Origin of the sequence: Amycolatopsis alba DSM 44262, from assembly GCF_000384215.1 — a bacterium.
GTDB lineage: Bacteria > Actinomycetota > Actinomycetes > Mycobacteriales > Pseudonocardiaceae > Amycolatopsis > Amycolatopsis alba.
Genome location: NZ_KB913032.1, coordinates 8,032,124 through 8,053,157 on the forward strand (window position 1 = coordinate 8,032,124; position 21,034 = coordinate 8,053,157).

Here is a 21,034-nt window from a genome sequence, read left to right on the forward strand (position 1 = left end):
CCCAGCGGTGGTCGGCTCAGCGCTCGGCGGGCCTCGCACGCCCAACCCGGCCCGTGCCGGACAGCGGCCAGTGTCGCGAAAGTGGCTTTCGCGACACCCGATTCTGCCGGGCGCGAGCGATGGGCACGAACGCAAGCAGGTGACTAATTGCGTGCGGCTCCGGCGCGTCGCGGAGCGCTCAGGCGTCGGACAGCGTTCGCGCAAGCGAGGGACTCCAGCAGCGGCAAGGTCCGGTCCCAGCCGAGGCAGGCGTCGGTGATGCTCAGGTCAGGCCGCGGCCGCGTGGCTCCGACGTCCTGCCTGCCGTCGGAGAGGTACGACTCGATCATCACCCCGGCCAGCGCGTCGTTGCCCGCCGAGATCTGATCGGCCAGGTCCGCGACGACGACGGGCTGCCGGTTGTGGTCCTTGCCGCTGTTGCCGTGCGAGGCGTCGACGACGAGCCGGTGCGGCAGGGCGGCGGCGGTCAGCGCGTCGAGGGCGTCCGCGACGGCGTGGGCGTGGTGGTTCGGTTTCGGGCCACCACGCAGGACGAGGTGGGCGTCCGGGTTACCGGTGCTGCGCTGGATCCGCGGCCGCCCGTCGGCCGCGGCGCCGGGGAACACGTGCGGCAGCGCGGCCGCCCGGACCGCGGCGACGGCCGTGTCCAGCCGCCCGGAGACGCAGTTTTTCATGCCCACCGGCATCGGCAGCCACGACGCCAGGTGCCGGTGCGGCTGGCTGGCCACCGTCCGCGCGCCGATCGCGCCCCAGCTGATGGTGTCGGCGAAGTAGGGCGCCAGGAACGGGTCGACGAACTCGTACGCCAGCGGCAGCCCGGTCGCGGCGGCGTCGGCAAGGAACCGCCGTCCGATGCGGACACCGGACGCGAGATCGCCCTTGCCGTCCAGGGTGGGGTCGGGCACCAGGCCGGTCCAGCCCGCGATCGTCCGCGGTTTCTCCAGGTAAGCACGCAGGACGACGACGAGGTCGTCGGCGAAGCGCCCGGACACCTCGGCGAGCCGCTGCGCGTACTCGAGCGCGCCGTCGGTGTCGTGCACCGAACACGGGCCCACGACGACGAGCAGCCGCGAGTCGCGTCGCGCCAGGACGTCCGCGACGGTTTCGCGGTGCCGGGCGATCTCGGCCGGCATGACGTCGCTCGTGGCCACCTCGGCCGGGCTGGGCAGGGTGTCCTGGTCAGGCATCCGCGTGACCTTTCTTCTTGTCGGGGGCGGCCACCCCGGCACGAGGCAGCCGCGTCGCACCGGCGACCGCCACGACGGCGAGGCCGAGAACACACCAGAAAGCGTCGGCGAAGGCCGCGGCGACGTCCGGGCCGCGCGCGGCCAGCCGGGCCTGCAGCACCACGGCCAGCACCGCGGTGCCGATCGAGCCGCCGAGCGTGTTGAGCAGGTTCAGCGCCCCGGCCGCGCGGGGCAACCGGGCGGGTTCGACCCGGCGGTAGACGATCGTCATCACCGGCGCGCCGATCAGTGCCGCGCCGAAACCGCGTAGCAGCAGGGAAACCACGATCACCCAGTCCGGAAGGCCGGGGCCGAGCTGGGTGAAGGGCGCGGTGCCGATGGCGACCAGCCCGATCCCGCTCAGCACCAGGGTGCGCGGCGAGATCCGGTCGACGAGCCGGTTCACCAGTACCGACCCGGCCGCCGCGCCGAGGCCCTGGGGCACCAGCAGCAGGCCGGTATCCCAAGTGGACAGTCCGGCGCCACGCTGAAGGTAGAGCGGGAGCAGGAACATCGTGCCGAACACGGACGCGCCGAGCAGCACCAGTGCGAGTGCGGCGACCCCGAACGGCGGTTTGGTGAACAGCCGCGGGTCGAGCAGCGGCGCTTCGGCCCGCAGGCCGTGCCGGACGAACGCCGCGAGCATCACGGCCCCCGCCGCGACCGCGATCCCGGCGACCACCGGGTTCCCCTGTTCGAACCAGGTCAGCCCGAACACCAGCACCGCGAGTCCCGGCGAAAGCAGCAGCGCGCCCCGGAAGTCGAACCTGTCGCCCCGGCCACCGGGTTCACCGGCCGGGACCCAGCGCCGCGCCAGGATCACCGCCACCACCCCGACCGGGAGGTTGACGTAGAACAGCCACGGCCAGTCTGCGACGGCGAGGATCGTGCCGCTCGCCAACGGTCCGAGCACCGGCGACAGCAGCGGCACCAGGCCGACGACGCTGATCACGCGGCCGATCCGGTCCGGTCCGGCGGCGCGGGCCAGCAGCGCCTGCCCGGTCGGTGGCAGCAGACCGCCCGCGAGCCCTTGCAGGACACGGAAAGCGATGAGCGCGGGCAACGTCGGCGCCAGCGCGCACAGCAGGGAAGCCAGCAGGAACACGGTGACGGCGGTGAGCCAGACGCGGCGGCCGCCGAACCGGTCGGCGAGCCAGCCGGACGCCGGCACCGCGGTGACCACGGCCAGCAGGTACGCCGTGGTCACCCACTGGACGCCGGTGACGGGCGCGCCGAACTCCTCGGCGAGCGTGTCGACGCCGACCGAGACGATCGTGCTGTCCAAGGTCGCCATGAAGGTGCCGAGCACCAGCACGGCCGCCGTGCGCCACAGCGCGGCGTCGATCGGGCGCGCGGTCACCGCTCCCCCACGAATCCGGCCGCGTCGCCGTCCAGCCAGGACGGCAGGTCCCGGAGGAACCGGACCAGATCGTCGGCCAGCGGCCGAGCGTCCCCCGCGTACAGGACCCCTTCCCAGCCGTCTTCGCCGGGGACGACGGTGACGCTCACCGGATGGTGTGTCCGCTCCCGGAACCGGGTGCCGGTGACCGTCAGGCCGGGCGCGGGTTCGCGCAGCTTCGCCGGGTCCACCGGGTAGGTCTCGAACACGAGCAGGCTGTCGAAGAGCCGCTCGCGGCCGGCGAGCGACGCGAGTTCCGGCAGGCCGATCCGGTGATGCCCGGCCATCGCCCGCTGCCGGGACTGGAGATCGGCGAGCATCCCGGCGACAGTTCCGGTGAACCTGGCCCGGACCGGGACGCTGTTCGCGAGCAGCCCGATGATCTCTTCGACACCGTCCACATCGGACGTCCGGTTCGAGGTCATCACCCCGAAACTGACGTCCGTGCGTCCGGCGTGAGCGGCGAGCACGGCAGCCCAGGCACCCTGCAGCAAGGTGTTGACGGTGAGCCCGCGCGCCACGCCGAGCCTGGTCAGTTCGGCGACCAGCGGACCGTCCACGGTGAACAGTGCGGGTTCGGTACCGCCGTCGGCGCGCGGCAGGTGATCGCCTTCGGGCAGGCCATCGAGTTCCGACCGCCAGGCCCTGATGTCGGCGGCGTGGTCGGCCGCGGCGAGCAGGCGGGTGTACCGGGACGGCGGGACCGGCTCCGGCAACGGCTTCCCCGCGTACAGCGCGAACAACTCGCCGAGGATGCGCGGCGCGGACCAGCCGTCGGACAGCAGGTGATGACTGGTCAGCACCAGGGTCTGGCGGCTGGGCCCTTGCCGCAGCACGGTGACGCGCCAGAGCGGTCCGCCGGCCAGGTCGAACGGTTCCGCCAGCTCCTCGTCGAGCGCGCTGTCCACTTCGGACACATCGCGGACCCGGAATCCCGCCTGCGGTTCCGCGGGGATGACCTGGACCTCGTGCGACGGCGGGAACACGGCGCCCAGGTTCGGCTGCCGCCGCACCAGTGCGGTCGCCGCCGCCCGCAGCGCCTCGATGTCGAGGTCGCCGGACAGGGTGAACGCGGCCTGCACCGGGTACGGATCTTCTTCCGCCGCACGGGACTCGCGCAGGATCACCTCCTGCAACGGGGTCAGCGGCAGGACCTCGCCGGGTCCCGGCACGTCGGCGGCGAGTTCGTCCAACTCACGGCGGAAGTGCTCGCCCAGCACGGCGATCTCGTCTTCGGTGAACAGCGCGGACGGCCAGGTGAACCGGACGCCGAGCGTGCCGCCGTCGGGGACCATCGCGTTCACCGTCAGTGCGTGGGGCAGCGGCATTCCCCCGCCGCCGCCGGAACCGAGCGGATCGGCGTCCGGTGGCCGCTGCCACGGGGTTTCCGTGACCGGTGCCGCCGGGAACCGGCCGAGGTAGTTCCAGGCGATCTCGGGCCGCGGCCCCGGAGCGCCGAGGATTCCGTGACCGAGGCCGTCGCCTGCCGCGCGCAGGTGATCGCGCACGGCTCGCAGCGCGTCCGGCAGCGGTCCGGCGGGCGGGACGATCCGCGCCGGATGCACGGCGGTGAACCAGCCCGCGGTCTGCGCCAGGTCGACAGTGCCCGCGAAGTCCGGGGTGTGCCCAGGACGCCCGTGGCTCTCGACGGCGACGAGCAGGTCGGCCCCGGTCCCGCGCCAGGCGGCGACCGCGCGGGACAGCGCGGTCAGCAGGACGGTGTCCGGACCGGTCCGGTAGGCCGTGGGCAGCGCGGTGAGCACGGCGTGGGTGGTGTCCGCCCCGAGGTCGATCCGGTGGTGCCGCGCGGTCGCGACGGTGTCCCGTGCCGGATCGAGCCGGGTACGGCCGAGGGTGGTCACCGGCGCGGCCGCGACTCCCCGCCAGTACGGCATTTCGTCCTCTCGATGCGACGCGGCCGCGCGCAGCGACCGTGCCCAGCCGAGGAAGGACTGTCCGCGCCGGGGCAGGGTGTTGCCGTGGAAGGCCTGTTCGACGTCGTCGAGCAGAACGCGCCAGGTCACCGCGTCGGCGACCAGATGGTGCGCCACCAGCAGCAACCGACCGGGACGCTCGTCGCCCACCTCCACCAGCACCGCCCGCAGCAACGGCCCGGTGCGCGGATCCATCCGGGCCACGATCTGCTCGGCCTGCGCGTCCAGCACCGCACGCGGGTTGTCCGACACCCGGACGGTCGTGAGCACGTCGGCGCTGGTCACGGCGCCGACGTCCGGGACGCGCAGCGCGTCCTCGACCAGATGGGCGCGCAGGACGTCATGGCGGGCGAGGACCGCGTCGAGCACCGAACGCCAGCGCGGTACGTCGTCGGCCGAAGGCACGCAGATCTCGACCCACTGGCAGAACCCGTCGGCCGCCTTTCCCGCGCGCGCCAGCAGATCGCGCATGATCGGCGTGAGCGGGGCGTCCCCGACGGCGTGGACCTCCTCGGACCGTTCGGGTTCCCCGCAGCGCGCGGCGATCCCGGCGACCGTGCCGCCTTCGAAGACGTCGCGCGCGGTCAGATGCAGCCCTTCGCGCCGGGCGCGGGACACGACCCGCAGGGACGCGATGCTGTCGCCTCCCGCGTCCAGGAAACCGTCGTCCAGGCCGACGTCGGGACCGAGCAGCTCGCGGACCACCCGCAGCAGGACTGTTTCGGCCGGGGTGGCCGGCTCACGCCCGCCGTCGGAGCGGGCTTCCGGCACGGGCAGCGCGGCCCGGTCCAGTTTGCCGCTCGGGCCGAGCGGCAGCCGGTCCAGCGGCACGAACGCGGTCGGCACCATGTACGCGGGCAGCTCCGCGGCGAGGTACTCGCGCAGCGTGACCGGGTCGGGTTCGGCGCCGTCCACAGGGACGACGTAGGCGACCAGCCGGTCTTCACGGACGATCACCGCGGAGGCGCGGACGTCGTCGTGCGCGGTCAGCGCGGTCTCGATCTCGCCGAGTTCGATCCGGAACCCGCGCAGTTTGACCTGGTGGTCGGCGCGGCCGAGGAAGACGATCTGCCCGTCCGGCCGCCAGCGGACCAGGTCGCCGGTACGGTACATGCGCTCCCCCGGCGGCCCGAACGGGTCGGCGACGAACCGTTCGGCGGTCAGCGCGGCGCGGCCGACGTAGCCCTGGGCGAGCTTCGGGCCGGCCAGGTACAGCTCGCCGGTGACGTTCGTCCCGACCGGGAGCAGGCCGCCGTCGAGGACATACGCGCGGACCTCCGGATCCGGGCGGCCGATCGGCAGCGGTCCGGGGTCGGCCGGGTCGTAGTGCCAGGTGACCGAGTTGATGGTGACCTCGGTCGGGCCGTAGGCGTTGAACAGCGCCCGCCGGTTGCCCCAGCGCCGCGCCAGTTCCGGGTCGAGCCGTTCGGCGCCGACGACGAAGAACACGTCCGGGTCGACGGTCGCGTCGTCGGGCATCGCGGAGAGGAACGACGGCAGCAGGTTCAGCCCGGTGACGCGGTGTTCGGCGGCGTAGGCCAGCAGGTCGTCGCCGGAGACCCGCACCTCCTCCGGCGCGATGACCGAAGTGCCGCCGGACAGCAGTGGCAGCATGAACTGCCAGAAGGCGACGTCGAAACTCGTCGAGGCGAAATGCAGGTACCGCTCGGCGGTCCCGATCCCGACGATGTCCTCCTGCAGCGCGATCAGGCTGGGGACGCCGCGGTGCGGCACCGCCACGCCCTTGGGCTTGCCGGTGGTGCCGGAGGTGTAGATGACGTAGGCGAGCGCGTCCTCGCCGAGCCGGACGGACGGATCAGTGTCCTCAATAGACAGATCGTCCGGGTCCACCACCGGCAGGTCGTCGACGTCCGAAGTGGACACGACGGCGGCGGGCTTGATGTCACCGAGCATGTAGGCGAGCCGGTCCGCCGGATAATCCGGGTCCATCGGCACATGGACCGCACCGGCCTTGATGACGCCGAACAGCGCGACCACGAGGTCGACGTCGCGGCGCAACAGGACCGCGACCGGGTCCTGCGGCTTCACCCCGGCGTCGATCAGGGTGTTCGCGAGCCGGTTGGCCCGGCGGTCCAGTTCCGCGTAGGTCAGGCTCCGGTCACGGCACACGACGGCTTCGGCGTCCGGGGTCTCGCGGACCCAGCGGCCGAACTCCTCCAGCATGCCGCCGCGTTCGCGACGGGGTTCCGGTCCTTCGCCGAGGCGCAGCATGGCGCGTTCTTCCTCTGCGTCGAGCGCACGCAGCCGGGAGACCGGCCGCGCCGGGTCGGTGACGATCTCGTGCAGCACGGCGCGCAGCCACCGCCCGTAGGACTCGGCCTCGTCGCGGGTGAAGGCCTGCGGCTGGTAACCGAGGCCGACGGTGAACTCGCCGCCGGGCAGCACGATCACCGTGAGCGGGTAGTGCGTGGCGTCGGTGATGTCGACCCCGACGAGGTCGAGGCCGGGCGCCAGGGTGGTGCGGGCGCGGCTGGAGAGCGGGAAGTTCTCCATCACCAGCATGGTGTCGAACAGGTCGCCGACGCCTGCCGCGCGCTGGATGTCCGGCAGTCCGGCGTGATGGTGATCGGTGAGCCGGACGCTTTCGGTGTGCACGCGTTCCAGCACGGTGACCGCGGTGTCGGCGGCGTCGAACCGCACCCGCACCGGGATCGTGCTGCCGAGCTGCCCGATCATGCGCTCGACGCCGGTGACGTCGGCCGGGCGGCCGGACACCGGGCAGCCGAAGACGACATCGCGACGGCCGGTCAGCCTGGCGAGCAGGACGCCCCAGGCGGTCTGGAACACCGTCGTCGGGGTGATCCCCCGTTCTCGGGCGAAGGCGCGCAGCCGGTCGCTGAACTCCCCGCCCAGCGCCACGGTGACGCGCTCCGGGCGCTCCACAGTGGACTCCAGGCTCGCCGGGGCGAGCCGCGTGCCCTCGTCGAGTCCGGACAGGGCCTCGCGCCACGCCTCCAGCGCCGCGTCCGGGTCACGTTCGCCGAGCACCCGGTGGTACTCCGAGAGCGGTGGAGCGACCGGGGCCGCCGGGCCGCCGCCGAGTTCGGCGTAAGTGGCCAGCAGGGTGCGGCCGACCAGCGGCATCGACCAGCCGTCCAGCAGCGCGTGATGGTTGGTGAGCACCAGGCGGTGCTCGTCCGGACCGAGGGTCAGCAGCAGGAACCGGATCAGCGGCGGGGTCGCCGGGTCGAAGGGACTGGCCAGTTCGGCGCGGCACTCGGCAACGACTTCTTCCGGTGACACGCGCGCGAATCGCCAGTCCAGCGTGACGTCGGCGGGCACGACCTGCACGACTTCGCCCGCGTCCGTGGTGTGCAGGTGGACGCGCAACGCGGGATGCCGCCGCAGCACTTCCGCCGCGGCCTCCCGCATGCGGTCCGCGTCGAGCGCGCCGCTGAGCAGGGTGACCGCCTGCACCACGTAGACGTCGGTGTCTTCGGTGCCGCGCGCCAGGGTGTGGAAGGAAAGCCCGGTCTGCAGCGGGGTCGCGGGCAGGACGCCCTCGACCCTGCCCTGGCGTTCGAGCGCGTCGATGTCGGCCTGGCCGAGGCCGACCAGCGGGAGATCCGACGGCGTGAGGCCGCCACCGTCCGGTCCGATCCGGGCGGCGTGCGCGGCCAGGGCCTCCAGCGCGCGGGACCACGCTTCCTGAAGCGCCTCGACGCTTTCCGAGGGCAGAACCGCACTGGCCGCCGTCCACTCGACGGCGAGCCGGGGACGACCGTCCTCGCGGACGAAGCAGTTCAGCGCCAGCACCTGCTCCAGGGACTTGGCGTCCGGTTCGGTGACCGCGAACGGGTCCTCGTCCGGGAGCCGCCAGCCGGTGCCGGGCAGCGCCGCGAACCGGCCGAGATAGTTCAGGACCACGTCCGGCGGCGGGACCGCGCCGAGTTCGTCCCTGGTCAACGGATCGAGGTAGCGCAGAACTCCGAAGCCGACACCGTCCGGCACGGCACGTTTGGCCTCTTTGGCGGCCCGCAGCAGCTTCCCGGCCGCGTCGCCGCCCGCGAGCGCGCTGTCGAAGTCCGTGGTCGCGGCGACCGCCGTGGCGGGTACGCGCAGCGGATGCTCGACGGTGAACCAGCCGACGGTACGGGACAGGTCCAGGCCGTCCTGATCCCGGCCGTGCCCTTCCAGCGACACGGTTTCGGCCTCGACCGGAGCGTCCCGCCACGAGCGCAGCGCGAGCACGAGCGCGGCGAGCAGGACGTCGTCCGGCCCGGCACGGTAAGCCGCGGGCAGGCCGGTGAGCACCGCTTCGGTCTGTTCCGGCGAGGCGATCGTCGTCGAACGCCGCGCGGTCGCGACCGTGTCGATGGCCCGGTCGAGCGGCCGGTGGCCGAGACGCGGACCGGCGAGCGCGCCACGCCAGTGGTCGAGTTCGCCGCGACGGGCGCCGGAAGTCCCTTGCTCGGCAAGGAGAAGCGCGTGCCGCCGCCACGACGTCCCGACCGGTTCGAGCGGTTCGCCCGCGCAGGCGGCGCGCAGGTCCGGCAGGAGGACCCGCCAGGAGACGCCGTCGATCGCCAGGTGGTGGATCACGAGGACGAGGTGGTCGGGGAGCAGCGCGACCTTGAGCACTCCGGCCCGGAGGTCCAGCGAAGCCGCGAGTTCCGCCGCGACCCCGGCCGGGTCCCCGGTGGTTTCGATGACCACGTCGGACGCCTTCACGGCCCCGCGCTCACGGACACGCAATTCGCCCTCTGAATGCAGGCGCAGGACGTCGTGGTGGTCCAGCAGCGTTTGGACGCCCTCGATCAGCAGGTGGGGCGGAAGATCCTCGTCGAGGCGGATCGCGGTCCACTGCGTGTAGCCGTCGACCGTCGCGACGTCCGGATGCGGGTCGAGCAGGGCGCGGACGATCGGCGGGGCCGGAACCACGCCGACGGGCTCGTCCGGCGGAGCCGCCGGACCGCCGATCTCGGCGCTGGACGCGGCCAGCGCCTCGAAACTGCGGCGGGCCAGCAGATCACGGGGCCGCAGGTCGAGGCCGTGGGCGCGCAGCCTGCTGCTGACGCTGATCGCGGTGATGCTGTCGCCGCCGAGCGCGAAGAAGTCGTCGTCGACGGCGACCTCGTCGACGCCGATCACCTCGGCGATGGTCGCGCACAGCAGTCGCTCGCGGTCGGTGGCCGCGGTCCGGCCTGCCGCCGCGCGCGGGGCGGGCAGCGCGGCCCGGTCGATCTTCCCGTTGGAGGTCAAGGGAAGCGCGTCGAGCACGACCACGGCGGCGGGCACGAGATGCTCCGGCACCCGCCCGGCGAGCTCCGCGCGGACGTCCTCCGGGACGACCTCCCCGACGACATAGCCGACGAGCCTCGGTCCGCGCACGGCGGCGGCCGCCGCGCGCACGCCGGGGACAGTGGCCAGCGCGGCCTCGACCTCGCCGAGTTCGACGCGGTGGCCGCGCACCTTCACCTGGCCGTCGCGGCGGCCCAGATACTCCAGCCCGCGGCCGGGCACCCAGCGGACGAGGTCCCCGGTGCGGTACATCCGGTCGCCGGGCGCGCCGAACGGGTCGGCGACGAACCGCTCGGCGGTCGCGGCGGGGCGGCCGAGGTAGCCGCGCGCCAGATGTGGTCCGGCGAGGTACAGCTCACCCGGTGATCCTGCGGGCGCCGGCCGCAGAGCGGCGTCGAGGACCCGCACCGCCGTGCCGGGTACCGCGGTCCCGATGGTCGGTTCCCCGTCGTCCAGCCAGGATCCGGCACCGTCCACAGTGGCCTCGGTGGGGCCGTACATGTTGCGGGCACGGACACCGGACCCGGCGACGCGGCGCCACAACGCGGGCGGCGTCGCTTCGCCGCCGAGGACGAGCAACGCGGGCCGATCCGGCCCTTCGAGCAGTCCGGCGTCAACCAGCGGCGCGGCCATCGAAGGCGTGGTGTCGACGACGTCGATCCGGTCGCGGGCGAACGCGGCCAGCAGTTCGTCGGCGTCACGCGCGACGTCGGTGCCGTAGACGTGGAGTTCGTGCCCGAACAGCAGCCACATCAGCTGATCGAGCGCGGAATCGAAGGCGAACGAGTACGTGTGCGCGACCCGCAGCCGCCTGCCTGCCGCGCGTTCGGTCTCGGCGACCGTCGTCGCGCGGTGATGACGCAGCAGCGTGGCCAGCCCGCCGACCCGGCCGAGGACGCCCTTGGGACGGCCTGTCGAACCGGAGGTGAAGATGACGTACGCGAGATGGTCCGGACGACGGGAGATCTCCAGCGGCGAAGAGTCCAGTGTGGACAGGTCGGTTTCGCCGAGCAGCAACTGCGGGCCCGGCACGATCTCCGGGTCATGGGCCACGGTGAGCACGGCACCGGCTTCGGCGGCGAGTTCCCGCAGCCGTTCGACGGGATGGGCGAGATCCAGCGGCAAGAACGCGGCCCCGGCGTCGAGCACCGCCAGCAGGGCGACGACGAGATCCGCCGACCGCGGCAAAGCCAGCGCGACGACGTCATCGGGCCCGATTCCGCGGTCCCGCAGCGCCCGCGCGAGCCGGTGCACGCGCGTGACGAGTTCACCGCCGGTCAGCCGGTCCTCACCGGACACCAGAGCGGTCTGTCCGGGATCGAGCCGAGCGAGAAGTTCAGGCACGTCAAGGAGTTCCCCGTCCGGAGCCGGAGTGGACCACGCCGCCAAGAGCGTGTCCCGCTCCCCCGCCGGGACCAGATCCGCACCGCCGACGACCGGACCGTCCGGTTCGGTCAGCGCGGTGATCAGGCAGCGCAGCGCGGTCAGCTTGGCGTCGACGGCGGCCTGGTCGTGGGTCCGTGCGTCGACCTCGAAGCCGAGCAGCAGTCCGCCGTCGGAGGTCGGGAGCACGGACAGGCCCATGTCCTCGGGCGGCCCGCCCGCGACGTTGCGCATGACGCCGGGCGAGCCCGCGAAGTCGAGCTTCAGGTCGAACGCCTTGAGGTTGATGCCGCGGCCGTGCAGCAGCGCCCCGGCGCCGGGCACCGCGAGATCCTGCGGCAGATCCTCACCGCGATAACGCTGATGCGAGCGCATCTCCTTGAGCGCACCCGCGACCCGCGCGGTCAGCCCGGCGCCCGAGTCCTCCGGGAGCACCGTGACCCGCAGCGGCAGCACGTTGACCGCCATCGCCGGGGTCCGCAGCGCCGCGCCTTCGCGGCACATCAGCGGCATCGCGAACACGACGTCGGTCCAGCCGAGCACGCGGTGCAGGAACGCGGCGTAGCAGGCGATCAGCGCGTCGCCCCAGGTCGTCCCGGCGCGTTTGCCCAGCTCACGCAGGCGTGCCACGTCCGAAGCGGGCAGGACCGAGCGCGCGGTCACCGTGCTCTCGGGCGGGCCTGACGCGCTGCCGCCGTCGTCGAGGTCCGGCAGCGGCGTGAACCGCTCCCGCCAGTACTCGCGGTCCTGCCGGAACCGGTCGCTCTCACGGTATTCGCGGTCGGCCTCGACCAGATCGGTGAACCGGGCGAACGTCGAGGGCGGCACATCCTTGCCATGGACCGAGGCGGTGTAGCGGGCCGCGGTCCGGCGCGCGAGCATCGCCGCGGTGTAGCCGTCGAACACCAGATGGTGCCCGAGCTGGGTGAACCACACCCGCGATTCCGAGAGCCGCAGCACGAGATGGGCGAACAACGGCCGGTCCAGCATGCCGCGGCACGCCTCGGCGACCCGGCGCCGTTCGGCCGCCACCCGCGCGTGCGCCGCGCTCTCCGGATCGGTCTCGCCACGGAGATCCACGACGTCCGGCGCGGGCACCGGTTCCTCGGACACCAGCTGACGAGGGCCGTCCGGGGTCTCGAAGACCCGCAGCCGCAGGCTGTCGGCCTCCTCCGCGGTCGCCCGGATCGCCTCGGCCAGCGCGGCGAGGTCGACCGGCCGGTCTCCGTCGATCTCGACGACGTCACCGACGACGTAGTACGGCGAGTCGGGTTCGAGCCGCTGCGCGGTCCAGATGCCCAGCTGGGCTCCGGTGAGATTCAGCATGAAGGCACCACCATCGGGGTTCCGGTCACCGGGTCGGGCACGACGACGCTGGGGAGATCGAAGACCTCCTTCATCAGCTCCGCGTCGACGATGTCGGCGGGCGCGCCTTCGGCGACGATCCGGCCGTCCCGCAGCGCGACGAGGTGGTCGGCGTACCGACAGGCCTGGTTGATGTCGTGCAGGACGGCGATCACCGTGCGGCCCTCGTCGCGCAGCCGCGCCAGCAGGTTCAGCAGCTGGTACTGGTGCGCGATGTCGAGGAACGACGTCGGTTCGTCGAGCAGCAGGTACGGCGTCTTCTGCGCCAGCACCAGCGCCACCCACACGCGCTGACGCTGTCCGCCGGAGAGTTCCTGGACCGGCCGGTCGGCCAGCCCCGCCACCCCGGCGGCGGTCATCGCCTCGATCACCGCGCGTTCGTCCTCTTCGGACCACGACGCGAACAGCGACTGATGCGGGAACCGGCCGCGCGCGATCAGCTGCCGCACGCGGACGTCCTCCGGCGCGACCGGATCCTGCGGCAGGAAACCGAGTTCCCGCGCCAGACCCTTGCCGTGGAAGGAACCGACGTCCTTGCCGTCGAGCAGCACCTCGCCACCGGACGGCCGCAGCAGCCGGACGAACGCGCGCAGCAAGGTGGACTTGCCACAGGCGTTCGGTCCGACGACGGCGGTGAACGCGCGGTCGGGCACGTCGAGGCTCAGCCGGGTCGACACGATCCGGTCGCCGTAGCGCAGGGTCAGTTCCCGAGCGGTCAAGCGGGCACTCATGTGCGCCGCACCTCCTTGGTGAGCAGCCAGATCAGGTAGCCGCCGCCGATCACGGTGCTGACCACACCGACCGGCAGCGCTTCCGGCGCGAGCAGCATCTGGGCGGCCAGGTCGGCACCGGTCAGCAGGACGGCGCCGGTGAGGGCGGCGGGCAGCAGCGCGATACCGGGCGTGCGGGCCAGCCGCCGCCCGATCTGCGGGGCCGCCAGCGCGATGAACGCGATCGGACCGGCGACGGCGGTGACCGTGGCCGTGCAGCCGACCCCGATCAGCACCAGCACCAGCCGCAGCCGGTCCCAGCGGACACCGGTGGTGACCGCCAGTTCGCCGCCGAGCGCGGCCTGGTGCAGCGCCGGTGCCCTGGTGAACAGCACGATGAACAGCACCGCGAGCACCCCGAACGGGATGGCGACGTCGTCCCAGCCGACCCCGTTGAGGGAACCGGCGTTCCAGCCGACGGCCGCGATCGCGATCTCGAGTTCGGCGCGCAGCACGATCCACGAGTTGAACGCGGTCAGCATCGCGTTGATCGCGATCCCGATGACGATCAGCCGCAGCCCGGACAGTCCGCCGCCGAGCGACAGCGCGTACACGACGGCCGCCGTGATCACCCCGCCCAGCACCGAACCGATCGTCAGCTGCGTCGACGTCCCCGAAAGCACGGTGATCGCGAACAGCGCGCCGGTGTAGGCACCGGCGTCGAGGCCGATCACGTCCGGGCTGCCGAGCGGATTGCGGGTGATGTTCTGGAAGATCGCGCCGGCCAGCCCGAGCGCGGCGCCGAACACGAGCCCGGCGAGAACCCTTGGCAGGCGCCATTCGCGGATGACCACACCGGGGCCGCCACCGGAACCGGTGAGCGCGGCGAACACGCGGGCGGGACTCGCCCACGCCGCGCCGTAACAGAGCCCGAGCAGGGTCAGCCCGGCGATGACAACGAGCATCGCCAGGAGGAACCAGAGGGTGCGGCGTTCGAGCCGGGCGGAGAACCGCCCGCGCCGCAGGATCACAGTGCTCACAGCGGCGCCGCCCCGTATTTGCGGACGGCCCAGATCAGCACCGGGCCGCCGAGGAACGCGGTCACGATCGCGACCGGGACCTCACCGGTCGGCAGCAGGACACGGGAGCCGACGTCCGCGGCCAGCATCAGCACCGGGCCCAGCAGCGCGGCGAACGCGATCAGCCACGGGATCGACGCACCCGCGACCCGCCGTGCCAGATGCGGCACGATCAGCCCGACGAACAGGATCGGCCCGGCCAGCGCGGTGGCCGCGCCCGCCATCAGCGTGATCAGCAGCAGGGTGATCGTCCGGACGCGGGCGACGTTCGCGCCGAGCGTGTGCGCGACCGTCTCGCCGAGCGCGATCGCGTTCAGCTGACGGCTCACCGCGAACGCGCCCAGCAGGGACAGGCCGATGATGATCAGCGGGACCGTCGTCGGCGCCTGTTCACGGCCCGCGAGCGAACCCACCGACCAGAACCGGTAGACGTCGAAGGTGTCCGGGAACAGCAGCCGCAGGCCGAGGGTGAGGCCCAGCAGCACGGCGCTCAGCGCGGTCCCGGCGAGGACCAGCCGCAACGGCGACCGGCTGCCGACCGCGTACACCAGCGCCGAAGCGCCGAGCGCACCCACCACCGCCAGGCCCAGTTCGGCGGGCGCCGACGCGGCCAAGCCGAACGCCGAGCCCACCGCGATGGCGAACCCGGCCCCGGCGGTCACGCCGAGCACTCCGGGTTCGGCCAGGGCGTTGCGCGACAGGGCCTGCACGAGCACGCCGCCGACGGCCAGCGCCGCGCCGACCCCGATCGCGAGCACCGCCCTCGGCATCCGGATGTCCAGGACCACCGCCCGGTCACTCGGATTCCCGTCGCCCAGCAGGGCGCGCACGACCTCGCCGGGGGCGATGGCGTGCGCGCCGATGCCGACGCTCAGCACGGCGACCACGACGAGCCCGAGCAGTGCGGCGCCGAGCAGCGCGGACCGCCCGGTGGTGGTCACTTCTTGAGCAGCGGCGCGAACGCCTGGTCGACGGCGTCCAAAGTGGACGTCGCGGCCCGGTAGGTGGCTGCCTCGGTGTAGCGGAACGGGTAGACCTTGCCCGCCTTCACCGCGGGGAGTTCCTTCCACAGCGGCGAGTCGAGGACGTACTTGACCGGCGCGGGCACGGAACCGTCGGCGCTGACCGAGTAGGTGATCGCGTCGGCCTGCGCGAACGCCGTCGACAGCTCTTCGATCGACGGGTACTCGCTGACGTCCTTGGAGCCGCCGCCCTTGACCTTGACCTGGCCGTAGTAGGTGGCGCCGAGGTCCTGTGCGATGTTGGTGCCCCAGGAACCGTTGAACTCGCGCTGGAAATTGCCCTTGGCGACCTCGCCGTAGGCACCGACGTGGCCCAGCTTCAGCTGCGGCAGCACGGCCTTGTACTTCTCGGCCAGCCCCTTGGCCTTGGTGTCGTACGCGGTCTTGATCGCGTCGAACCCGGTGGCCGCACCGGCGGCGTCGGCCTGCTTGCGGGAAAGGTCACGCCACATCGACGGCACCGACGGGCCGATCGCCACGACCGGGGCGATCGCTTCGAGCCGCTTGATGTCGATGTCGGCGAGCACCGGCTTCGGCACGCCGATGACGATGAGGTCCGGATCCGCCTGCGCGATCGCCTCGTAGTTCGTCTCCGAAGCCGCCTCGCCCGCGACCTTCGCCAGCTCGTCGTACTTCTTGCGCTCCTGCTCGTTGAACAGCGGGATACCGCGCTTCCAGCTGGACACCCCGACCAGCGGCGCGCCCGCTTCGAGTAGCGCGGGCACGGCGTAGCCGGTGGCGATGACCCGCTTCGGCGAGACCGGGATGGTGATCTGGCCGTTGTCGGCCGCGAACACCCTGGTCTGGCCGCCTTCGGCCGCCTTGCCGTCTTCACCGGAGCCACAGGCGGTGGCCGCGGTCGCGACGGTCAGCGCGAGCGCGACCGCTCCGGCGAGTCGGCGAGTTCTTGTGGTGCGCATGGGTTTTCCTCGTTTTTTCGGTGGGGTGGGGATCAGTGGTCGTGCTCGTCGTCGAAGTCCGAGACCCCGCGTTTCCAGTACCCGGTCACGTCGTGGTCGTCCTTGCCGAGCCCGAGGTCGTTCTTGAGCCAGCGGCGCAGCGGTTTGATCTGTCCCGCCTCCCCCGCGACCCAGGCGTAGAGCCGTTCTCCGGCGGGGACTTCGATCGTCTGGACCGCGCGGGCGAGCACGTCGGAGACTCCCGGCGCGACGTCGCCCCGGTGCAGCCAGTGCACTTCGACGTCTTCGGGCGCCGACAGCTCGATCTCTTCGCTCGCGTCGGTGACCTCGATGAACGCCCAGCCCGCAGCGGTGCGCGGCAGCTCTTCGAGCCACCGCGCTATCGCGGGCAACGCGGTGAGGTCACCGGCGAGCAGGTAGCGGTCGTAGGTATGCGGCACGATCAGCCCGCCGGGCGGGCCCGCGACGTGCACCGGCGTGCCGGCGGTGACCTTCTCGGCCCAGTCCGAGCCAAGTCCGCCTTGGTGCAGCGCGACGTCGAGGTCGAGTTCGCCGGATTCCGGGTCGTACCGGCGGACCGTGTACTCACGTGACGTCGGCGACGGCTTCGGCCAGCGCAGCATGTCGCCGTCCTGCACCGGCAACCTCGGCTCGGCGTCCAGTTCGGGGAACAGGATCTTGACGTGCTCGTCCGGCGAATGCGCCTCGAACCCCGCCGTCCCCGGCCCGCCGAGGGTGACGCGGAGCAGTCCGGACCCGATCATCTCGGTGCGCACGACTTCGGCCTGCCGGACGCGGATCGGGTACGGCACCTTCTCCGCGTGCTCGCCGACGCGAACCTCGGCGATGCGTTCGAGGTGCCGGTGGCGATGGTCGGCGCGGCTCACGCGGCGCTCCCGGTGAGGACCCGCGTCCAGTGACCGAGGGTCGGCTGCTCGGCGAGGTCGGCGAACTCCAGGTTCTCCGCGCCTTCGGTGCGCCACTGCTCGACCAGGCCCATGATCCGCATCGAGTCGAGGCCGAGGTCGTTGAGGTCGGTGTCCGGCTTCAGCTCGGCCGGGTCGCAGCCGAGCAGTTCCGCGACGTCGGCGTGGATCTTTTCGGTCGTGAGGCTCATCGGGGTGCTCCGGCGGGGATCGGGGCCAGCGCGGCGAGCGCGGCGGCCGTGGTGGTCAGGGCGCCGCAACGCTGGGCGACGTACTCGCAGGCCTGGTCGTGGCGTTCGCGGGAGAAGTCCGCGACCGCGTCACCGACCAGGAAGGGCTGGACGTCGCGCATGAACGCCTCGACGGCGGTGGCCTGGCAGCCGATATGCGCGTAGACGCCGGTGATCAGCAGCTGGTCCCGGCCCGCTTCGGCGAGCTGCTCGGTGAAGGTGCTGCGCTGGAACGCGCTGTAGCGCCACTTCGTCAGCACGACGTCCCCCGGTTTCGGGGCGAGTTCACTGACGACGTCCGCGGCCGCGGGGTCGTCTTCGATGACCGCGCCGATGCCGTCGCCCCAGAACTCGGTGAGCAGGCCGCGATCCTCGGCGGCCTGGTGACCGGGCTGCGCGGTGTAGAAGACCGGGACCCCCGCCGCGCGGGCGGCGTCGGCCAGCGCGGCGATGTTCGCGACCATCTCCGGGATCGGGGATCCCTCGTACGGCGCGAGGAAGTACCGCTGCGTGTCGTGCACCAGCAGCGCGGCGCGGGCGGGATCGGGCTTCCAGCCGACCCGCCCGGCGGGCAGCTCGGCCTCCGTCGGCAGGGCGTACGGCTGGATCTTGGGCAGTGACACGTTCACTTCTCCTTCGCCAGGGCGGCCAGCGCCGCCCTCAGCTCGCGTTTGCTGGTCTTGCCGACGCCGGTCACCGGGAACTCCGGCACCACCTGGACCAGATCGGGCACCTTGAACGCCGCCACGCCGCGCTCGCGGACGAACCGGCGCAGCTCCGCCGGGGCGGGCTCGGCACCGGCCGCGGGGACGACGTAGGCGCAGGTGCGCTCGCCCAGGTACGGGTCCGGCACCGCGACGACGGCGGCGTCGAGGACGCCGGGGTGGGCCATCAGATGGTTCTCGACCTCTTCCGCGGCCACCTTTTCGCCGCCGCGGTTGATCTGTTCCTTGGCCCGGCCGACCACTTCCAGATGTCCCGACGGATGCTGCCGCACGAGGTCTCCCGTGCGGTAGAAGCCGTCCTCGGTGAACGCGGTCTTGTTGTGCTCGGCGGCGCGGTAGTAGCCGCGGATCGTGTACGGCCCGCGGGTCAGCAGCGCGCCGATCTCGCCCGGCGCGACGACGTCGTCCGAAGTGGACAGTGGGTCGTCCGGGTTCACGACGCGGATCTCGTCGTCCGGCGAGATCGGCCGTCCCTGCGTGGCGAGGACGTACTCGTCCGGGTCGTCGAGCCGGGTGTAGCAGACCAGGCCCTCGGCCATGCCGAACACCTGCTGCAGACGGCAGCCCAGCGCGGGCCCGATCTTCTCGGCGAGTTCGCGGGCGCATTTGGCGCCACCGACCAACAGGACGTCCAAAGTGGACAGATCGCGAGTGGTCCTCGCGGCCGCCTGCGCCCACGCGGCGGCCAGCGGCGGTACGAGCCCGGTGATCGTCACGCCTTCGGCCTCGATCAGCCGGAACGCGGTGTCCGCGTCCGGACGCGGCGCAAACACCGTGGCCGCGCCCGCGTGCAGGGCACCGAGGAGACCGGGCGAGCTGAGCGGGAAGTTGTGCGCGGCGGGCAGTGCCGCCAGGTACACGCTTTCCGGGCGCAGGCCGCAGATCCGGGCGCTTTCCCGGACGCTGTAGAGATAGTCGTCGTGGGTGCGCGGGATCAGCTTGGGCAAGCCGGTGCTGCCACCGGACAGCTGCAGGAACGCGACACCGGCGGGATCCGGATCCGGCAGGGCACGCGGGGTCGCCGCTTCGAGTACGGCGAATTCCTCCGTGCCGACGACGAAGACCTCACGCACCGAAGGGATTTCGGCCGCGACCGAGCGGGCCATGGCCGCGTGGTCGAAGCGTTCGTGCTCGCCGACGGTCAGGATCGCCGCGGCCTCGCTCTGCTCGGCGAAGTGCCGCAGTTCGCTGGCCCGGTGCGCGGGCAGCGCGAACACCGGCAGCGCCCCGGCGCGCCACAGTCCGAAGACGACGGACGCGAACTCGGGCACGTTCGGCAGCTGCACGACGACCCGGTCACCCGCCTGGATCCCGGCTCCGGCGAATCCGGCGGCGAGCCGGTGCGCGCGCTCGTCGAGTTCGGCGAAGGTCCAGCGGGCGTTCTCGCCGATCACGGCGGGGCGTTCGGCGTAGGCCTCGGCGAGACTGGTCAGCAACTTGCCGAAGGTCTGGCCGCGCCAGTATCCCGAAGCCCGGTAGCGCGCGGCGGTTCCGGGCGGCCAGGGCGTGTGATCCGGGTTCACGCCGCTCCCTCCAGGCCGAGGGCCCGCAGCATGGTGCCGAACTTCGCGCCGGTCTCGGTGAGCTCGGCGGCCGGATCGGAACCCGCCACCACACCGGCGCCGGCGAACAGCCGCACGGTCCGGTCAAGGACCTCGGCGCAGCGGATGGTGACGACCCATTCGCCGTCACCGTCCTGATCGGTCCAGCCGACGAGACCCGCGTAATAGCCGCGATCCTCGGGTTCGAGCGCGGCGATGGTGTCGCGGGCGAGCCCTGTCGGGACACCGCAGACGGCGGGCGTCGGATGCAGCGCTTCGGCCAGCCCGAGCGCGGACGAACCGGCATCGCCCGCGTCGGCGAGCCGCCCGCTGATCCTGGTCGAGAGGTGCCACATCGTGGGCGTGCCGATCACCTCGGGTTCGGCGGGAACGTCGAGGTCGACGCAGAACCGGCCCAGCACCTCGGCCACCTGCGCGGCGACGTGGGCGTGTTCGTCACGGTCCTTTTCGGACGCCAGCAGATCGTCGATCCAGCGGACGTTCTCCGCGTCGTCGGCCACGCGCGGCCGCGATCCGGCCAGCGGATTGGCCGTGACGACGCGACCACGGCGGGAGACCAGCAGTTCCGGGCTCGCGCCGATCAACGTGCGCGGCGCGGGATCCCCCGGCGCGCTGACGTCGACGGCGAAGGCGTGGGCCGCCGGGTCGGCGTGGACGAGGCGGGCCAGCAGCCGCGGCACCGCGATGGGGTCGCCACCGGTGACGTCGAGGCAGCGGGCCAGCACGATCTTGCGCAGGTCGCCGTCGCGGATCTCGTCCAGTGCCTTGGCGACCGCAGTGGTGTAGACCTCCGGCGCGGGCCGCGGCGAGACCGCCCAGTTCCCGCCGCCGAGCGGCGCCACCGGCCCACCTGCCCCCGGCGGGCCCGCCCGGCGCACCACGGCGGGTACCACCAGGCTGCTCGGGGCGTCGGGCCGGAACCCGATCGCCCCGGCCACGACGGGTTCGGTCACTCCCGCCACGAGAGCGGCGTCGAGGACCTCGGCGGCGGCACGGGCACGACGGCCAGGAGCCGCGTGGACCGGGGAGTACACCCCGTCGGCGAGCAGCGATCCTCGAGCGGACGAGTAGTAGAACGATCCGGGCAGGTACGCCGCCAGCAGATCGGCCGCCTGGTGGACCGGCCTTGGTCGGGCCGGTGCGGGTGAGGACACGACAGGATTCCCTTTCGCAAATACTGCTGACCAGGTAGGCACTCTTGTGGTGTCGCGATACGAAGAGTGCCGGACGCGAGTTTTCGGTTAGCCTAACCTAATCATACGGACCCGAAAAGTTTTCGTTGCGTCATCGA

12 protein-coding genes are annotated in these 21,034 nt (G+C 72.5%); all 12 read right to left on the reverse strand.

Annotation, left to right across the window (positions count from 1 at the left end):
- Nucleotides 1-143: 143 nt before the first annotated feature.
- The 12 genes from AMYAL_RS0137430 to AMYAL_RS0137485 are packed head-to-tail and all read right to left on the reverse strand — an operon-like array spanning nt 144 to nt 20,897.
- Entirely contained in the window at nt 144-1,187 is a 1,044-nt protein-coding gene (locus AMYAL_RS0137430; RefSeq protein ID WP_020636425.1) for a 3-deoxy-7-phosphoheptulonate synthase, read from the reverse strand.
- Nucleotides 1,180-2,586 (reverse strand): DHA2 family efflux MFS transporter permease subunit, encoded by a 1,407-nt coding sequence (locus AMYAL_RS0137435; RefSeq protein ID WP_020636426.1) that lies wholly within the window; start codon nt 2,584-2,586, stop codon nt 1,180-1,182. The genes AMYAL_RS0137430 and AMYAL_RS0137435 overlap by 8 nt, the downstream gene beginning before the upstream one ends.
- The gene (locus AMYAL_RS0137440) at nt 2,583-12,530 is read right to left on the reverse strand and encodes a non-ribosomal peptide synthetase (protein WP_020636427.1); all 9,948 of its coding nucleotides are present in this window, start codon (nt 12,528-12,530) and stop codon (nt 2,583-2,585) included. Before AMYAL_RS0137440 ends, AMYAL_RS0137435 begins: the two co-directional genes overlap by 4 nt.
- The gene (locus AMYAL_RS0137445; RefSeq protein ID WP_020636428.1) at nt 12,524-13,300 is read right to left on the reverse strand and encodes an ABC transporter ATP-binding protein; all 777 of its coding nucleotides are present in this window, start codon (nt 13,298-13,300) and stop codon (nt 12,524-12,526) included. Before AMYAL_RS0137445 ends, AMYAL_RS0137440 begins: the two co-directional genes overlap by 7 nt.
- On the reverse strand, nt 13,297-14,319 hold the full coding sequence (locus tag AMYAL_RS0137450; RefSeq protein ID WP_209447277.1) for a FecCD family ABC transporter permease: 1,023 nt from the start codon (nt 14,317-14,319) through the stop codon (nt 13,297-13,299). The genes AMYAL_RS0137445 and AMYAL_RS0137450 overlap by 4 nt, the downstream gene beginning before the upstream one ends.
- A complete protein-coding gene (locus tag AMYAL_RS0137455) occupies nt 14,316-15,299 on the reverse strand; it encodes a FecCD family ABC transporter permease (RefSeq protein WP_020636430.1) in 984 nt (327 codons plus the stop codon). The genes AMYAL_RS0137450 and AMYAL_RS0137455 overlap by 4 nt, the downstream gene beginning before the upstream one ends.
- On the reverse strand, nt 15,296-16,300 hold the full coding sequence (locus AMYAL_RS0137460) for an ABC transporter substrate-binding protein (RefSeq protein ID WP_020636431.1): 1,005 nt from the start codon (nt 16,298-16,300) through the stop codon (nt 15,296-15,298). Before AMYAL_RS0137460 ends, AMYAL_RS0137455 begins: the two co-directional genes overlap by 4 nt.
- 32 nt (nt 16,301-16,332) lie before the next feature.
- Nucleotides 16,333-17,187 (reverse strand): siderophore-interacting protein, encoded by an 855-nt coding sequence (locus tag AMYAL_RS0137465; protein ID WP_020636432.1) that lies wholly within the window; start codon nt 17,185-17,187, stop codon nt 16,333-16,335.
- Complete coding sequence (locus AMYAL_RS0137470) at nt 17,184-17,417, reverse strand: phosphopantetheine-binding protein (protein ID WP_020636433.1); 234 nt, start codon at nt 17,415-17,417, stop codon at nt 17,184-17,186. The genes AMYAL_RS0137465 and AMYAL_RS0137470 overlap by 4 nt, the downstream gene beginning before the upstream one ends.
- On the reverse strand, nt 17,414-18,085 hold the full coding sequence (locus AMYAL_RS0137475; protein WP_020636434.1) for an isochorismatase family protein: 672 nt from the start codon (nt 18,083-18,085) through the stop codon (nt 17,414-17,416). The genes AMYAL_RS0137470 and AMYAL_RS0137475 overlap by 4 nt, the downstream gene beginning before the upstream one ends.
- On the reverse strand, nt 18,082-19,704 hold the full coding sequence (locus AMYAL_RS0137480; RefSeq protein WP_020636435.1) for a (2,3-dihydroxybenzoyl)adenylate synthase: 1,623 nt from the start codon (nt 19,702-19,704) through the stop codon (nt 18,082-18,084). The genes AMYAL_RS0137475 and AMYAL_RS0137480 overlap by 4 nt, the downstream gene beginning before the upstream one ends.
- The gene (locus AMYAL_RS0137485; protein WP_020636436.1) at nt 19,701-20,897 is read right to left on the reverse strand and encodes an isochorismate synthase; all 1,197 of its coding nucleotides are present in this window, start codon (nt 20,895-20,897) and stop codon (nt 19,701-19,703) included. Before AMYAL_RS0137485 ends, AMYAL_RS0137480 begins: the two co-directional genes overlap by 4 nt.
- Between the last annotated feature and the right edge of the window lie 137 nt (nt 20,898-21,034).

Bases quoted from the DNA above. Each gene is read 5' to 3' on its own strand.
- AMYAL_RS0137430 (WP_020636425.1), bottom strand. From the start codon at position 1,187: ATGCCTGACCAGGACACCCTGCCCAGCCCGGCCGAGGTGGCCACGAGC.
- AMYAL_RS0137440 (WP_020636427.1), bottom strand. From the start codon at position 12,530: ATGCTGAATCTCACCGGAGCCCAGCTGGGCATCTGGACCGCGCAGCGG.
- AMYAL_RS0137445 (WP_020636428.1), bottom strand. From the start codon at position 13,300: ATGAGTGCCCGCTTGACCGCTCGGGAACTGACCCTGCGCTACGGCGAC.
- AMYAL_RS0137460 (WP_020636431.1), bottom strand. From the start codon at position 16,300: ATGCGCACCACAAGAACTCGCCGACTCGCCGGAGCGGTCGCGCTCGCG.
- AMYAL_RS0137470 (WP_020636433.1), bottom strand. From the start codon at position 17,417: ATGAGCCTCACGACCGAAAAGATCCACGCCGACGTCGCGGAACTGCTC.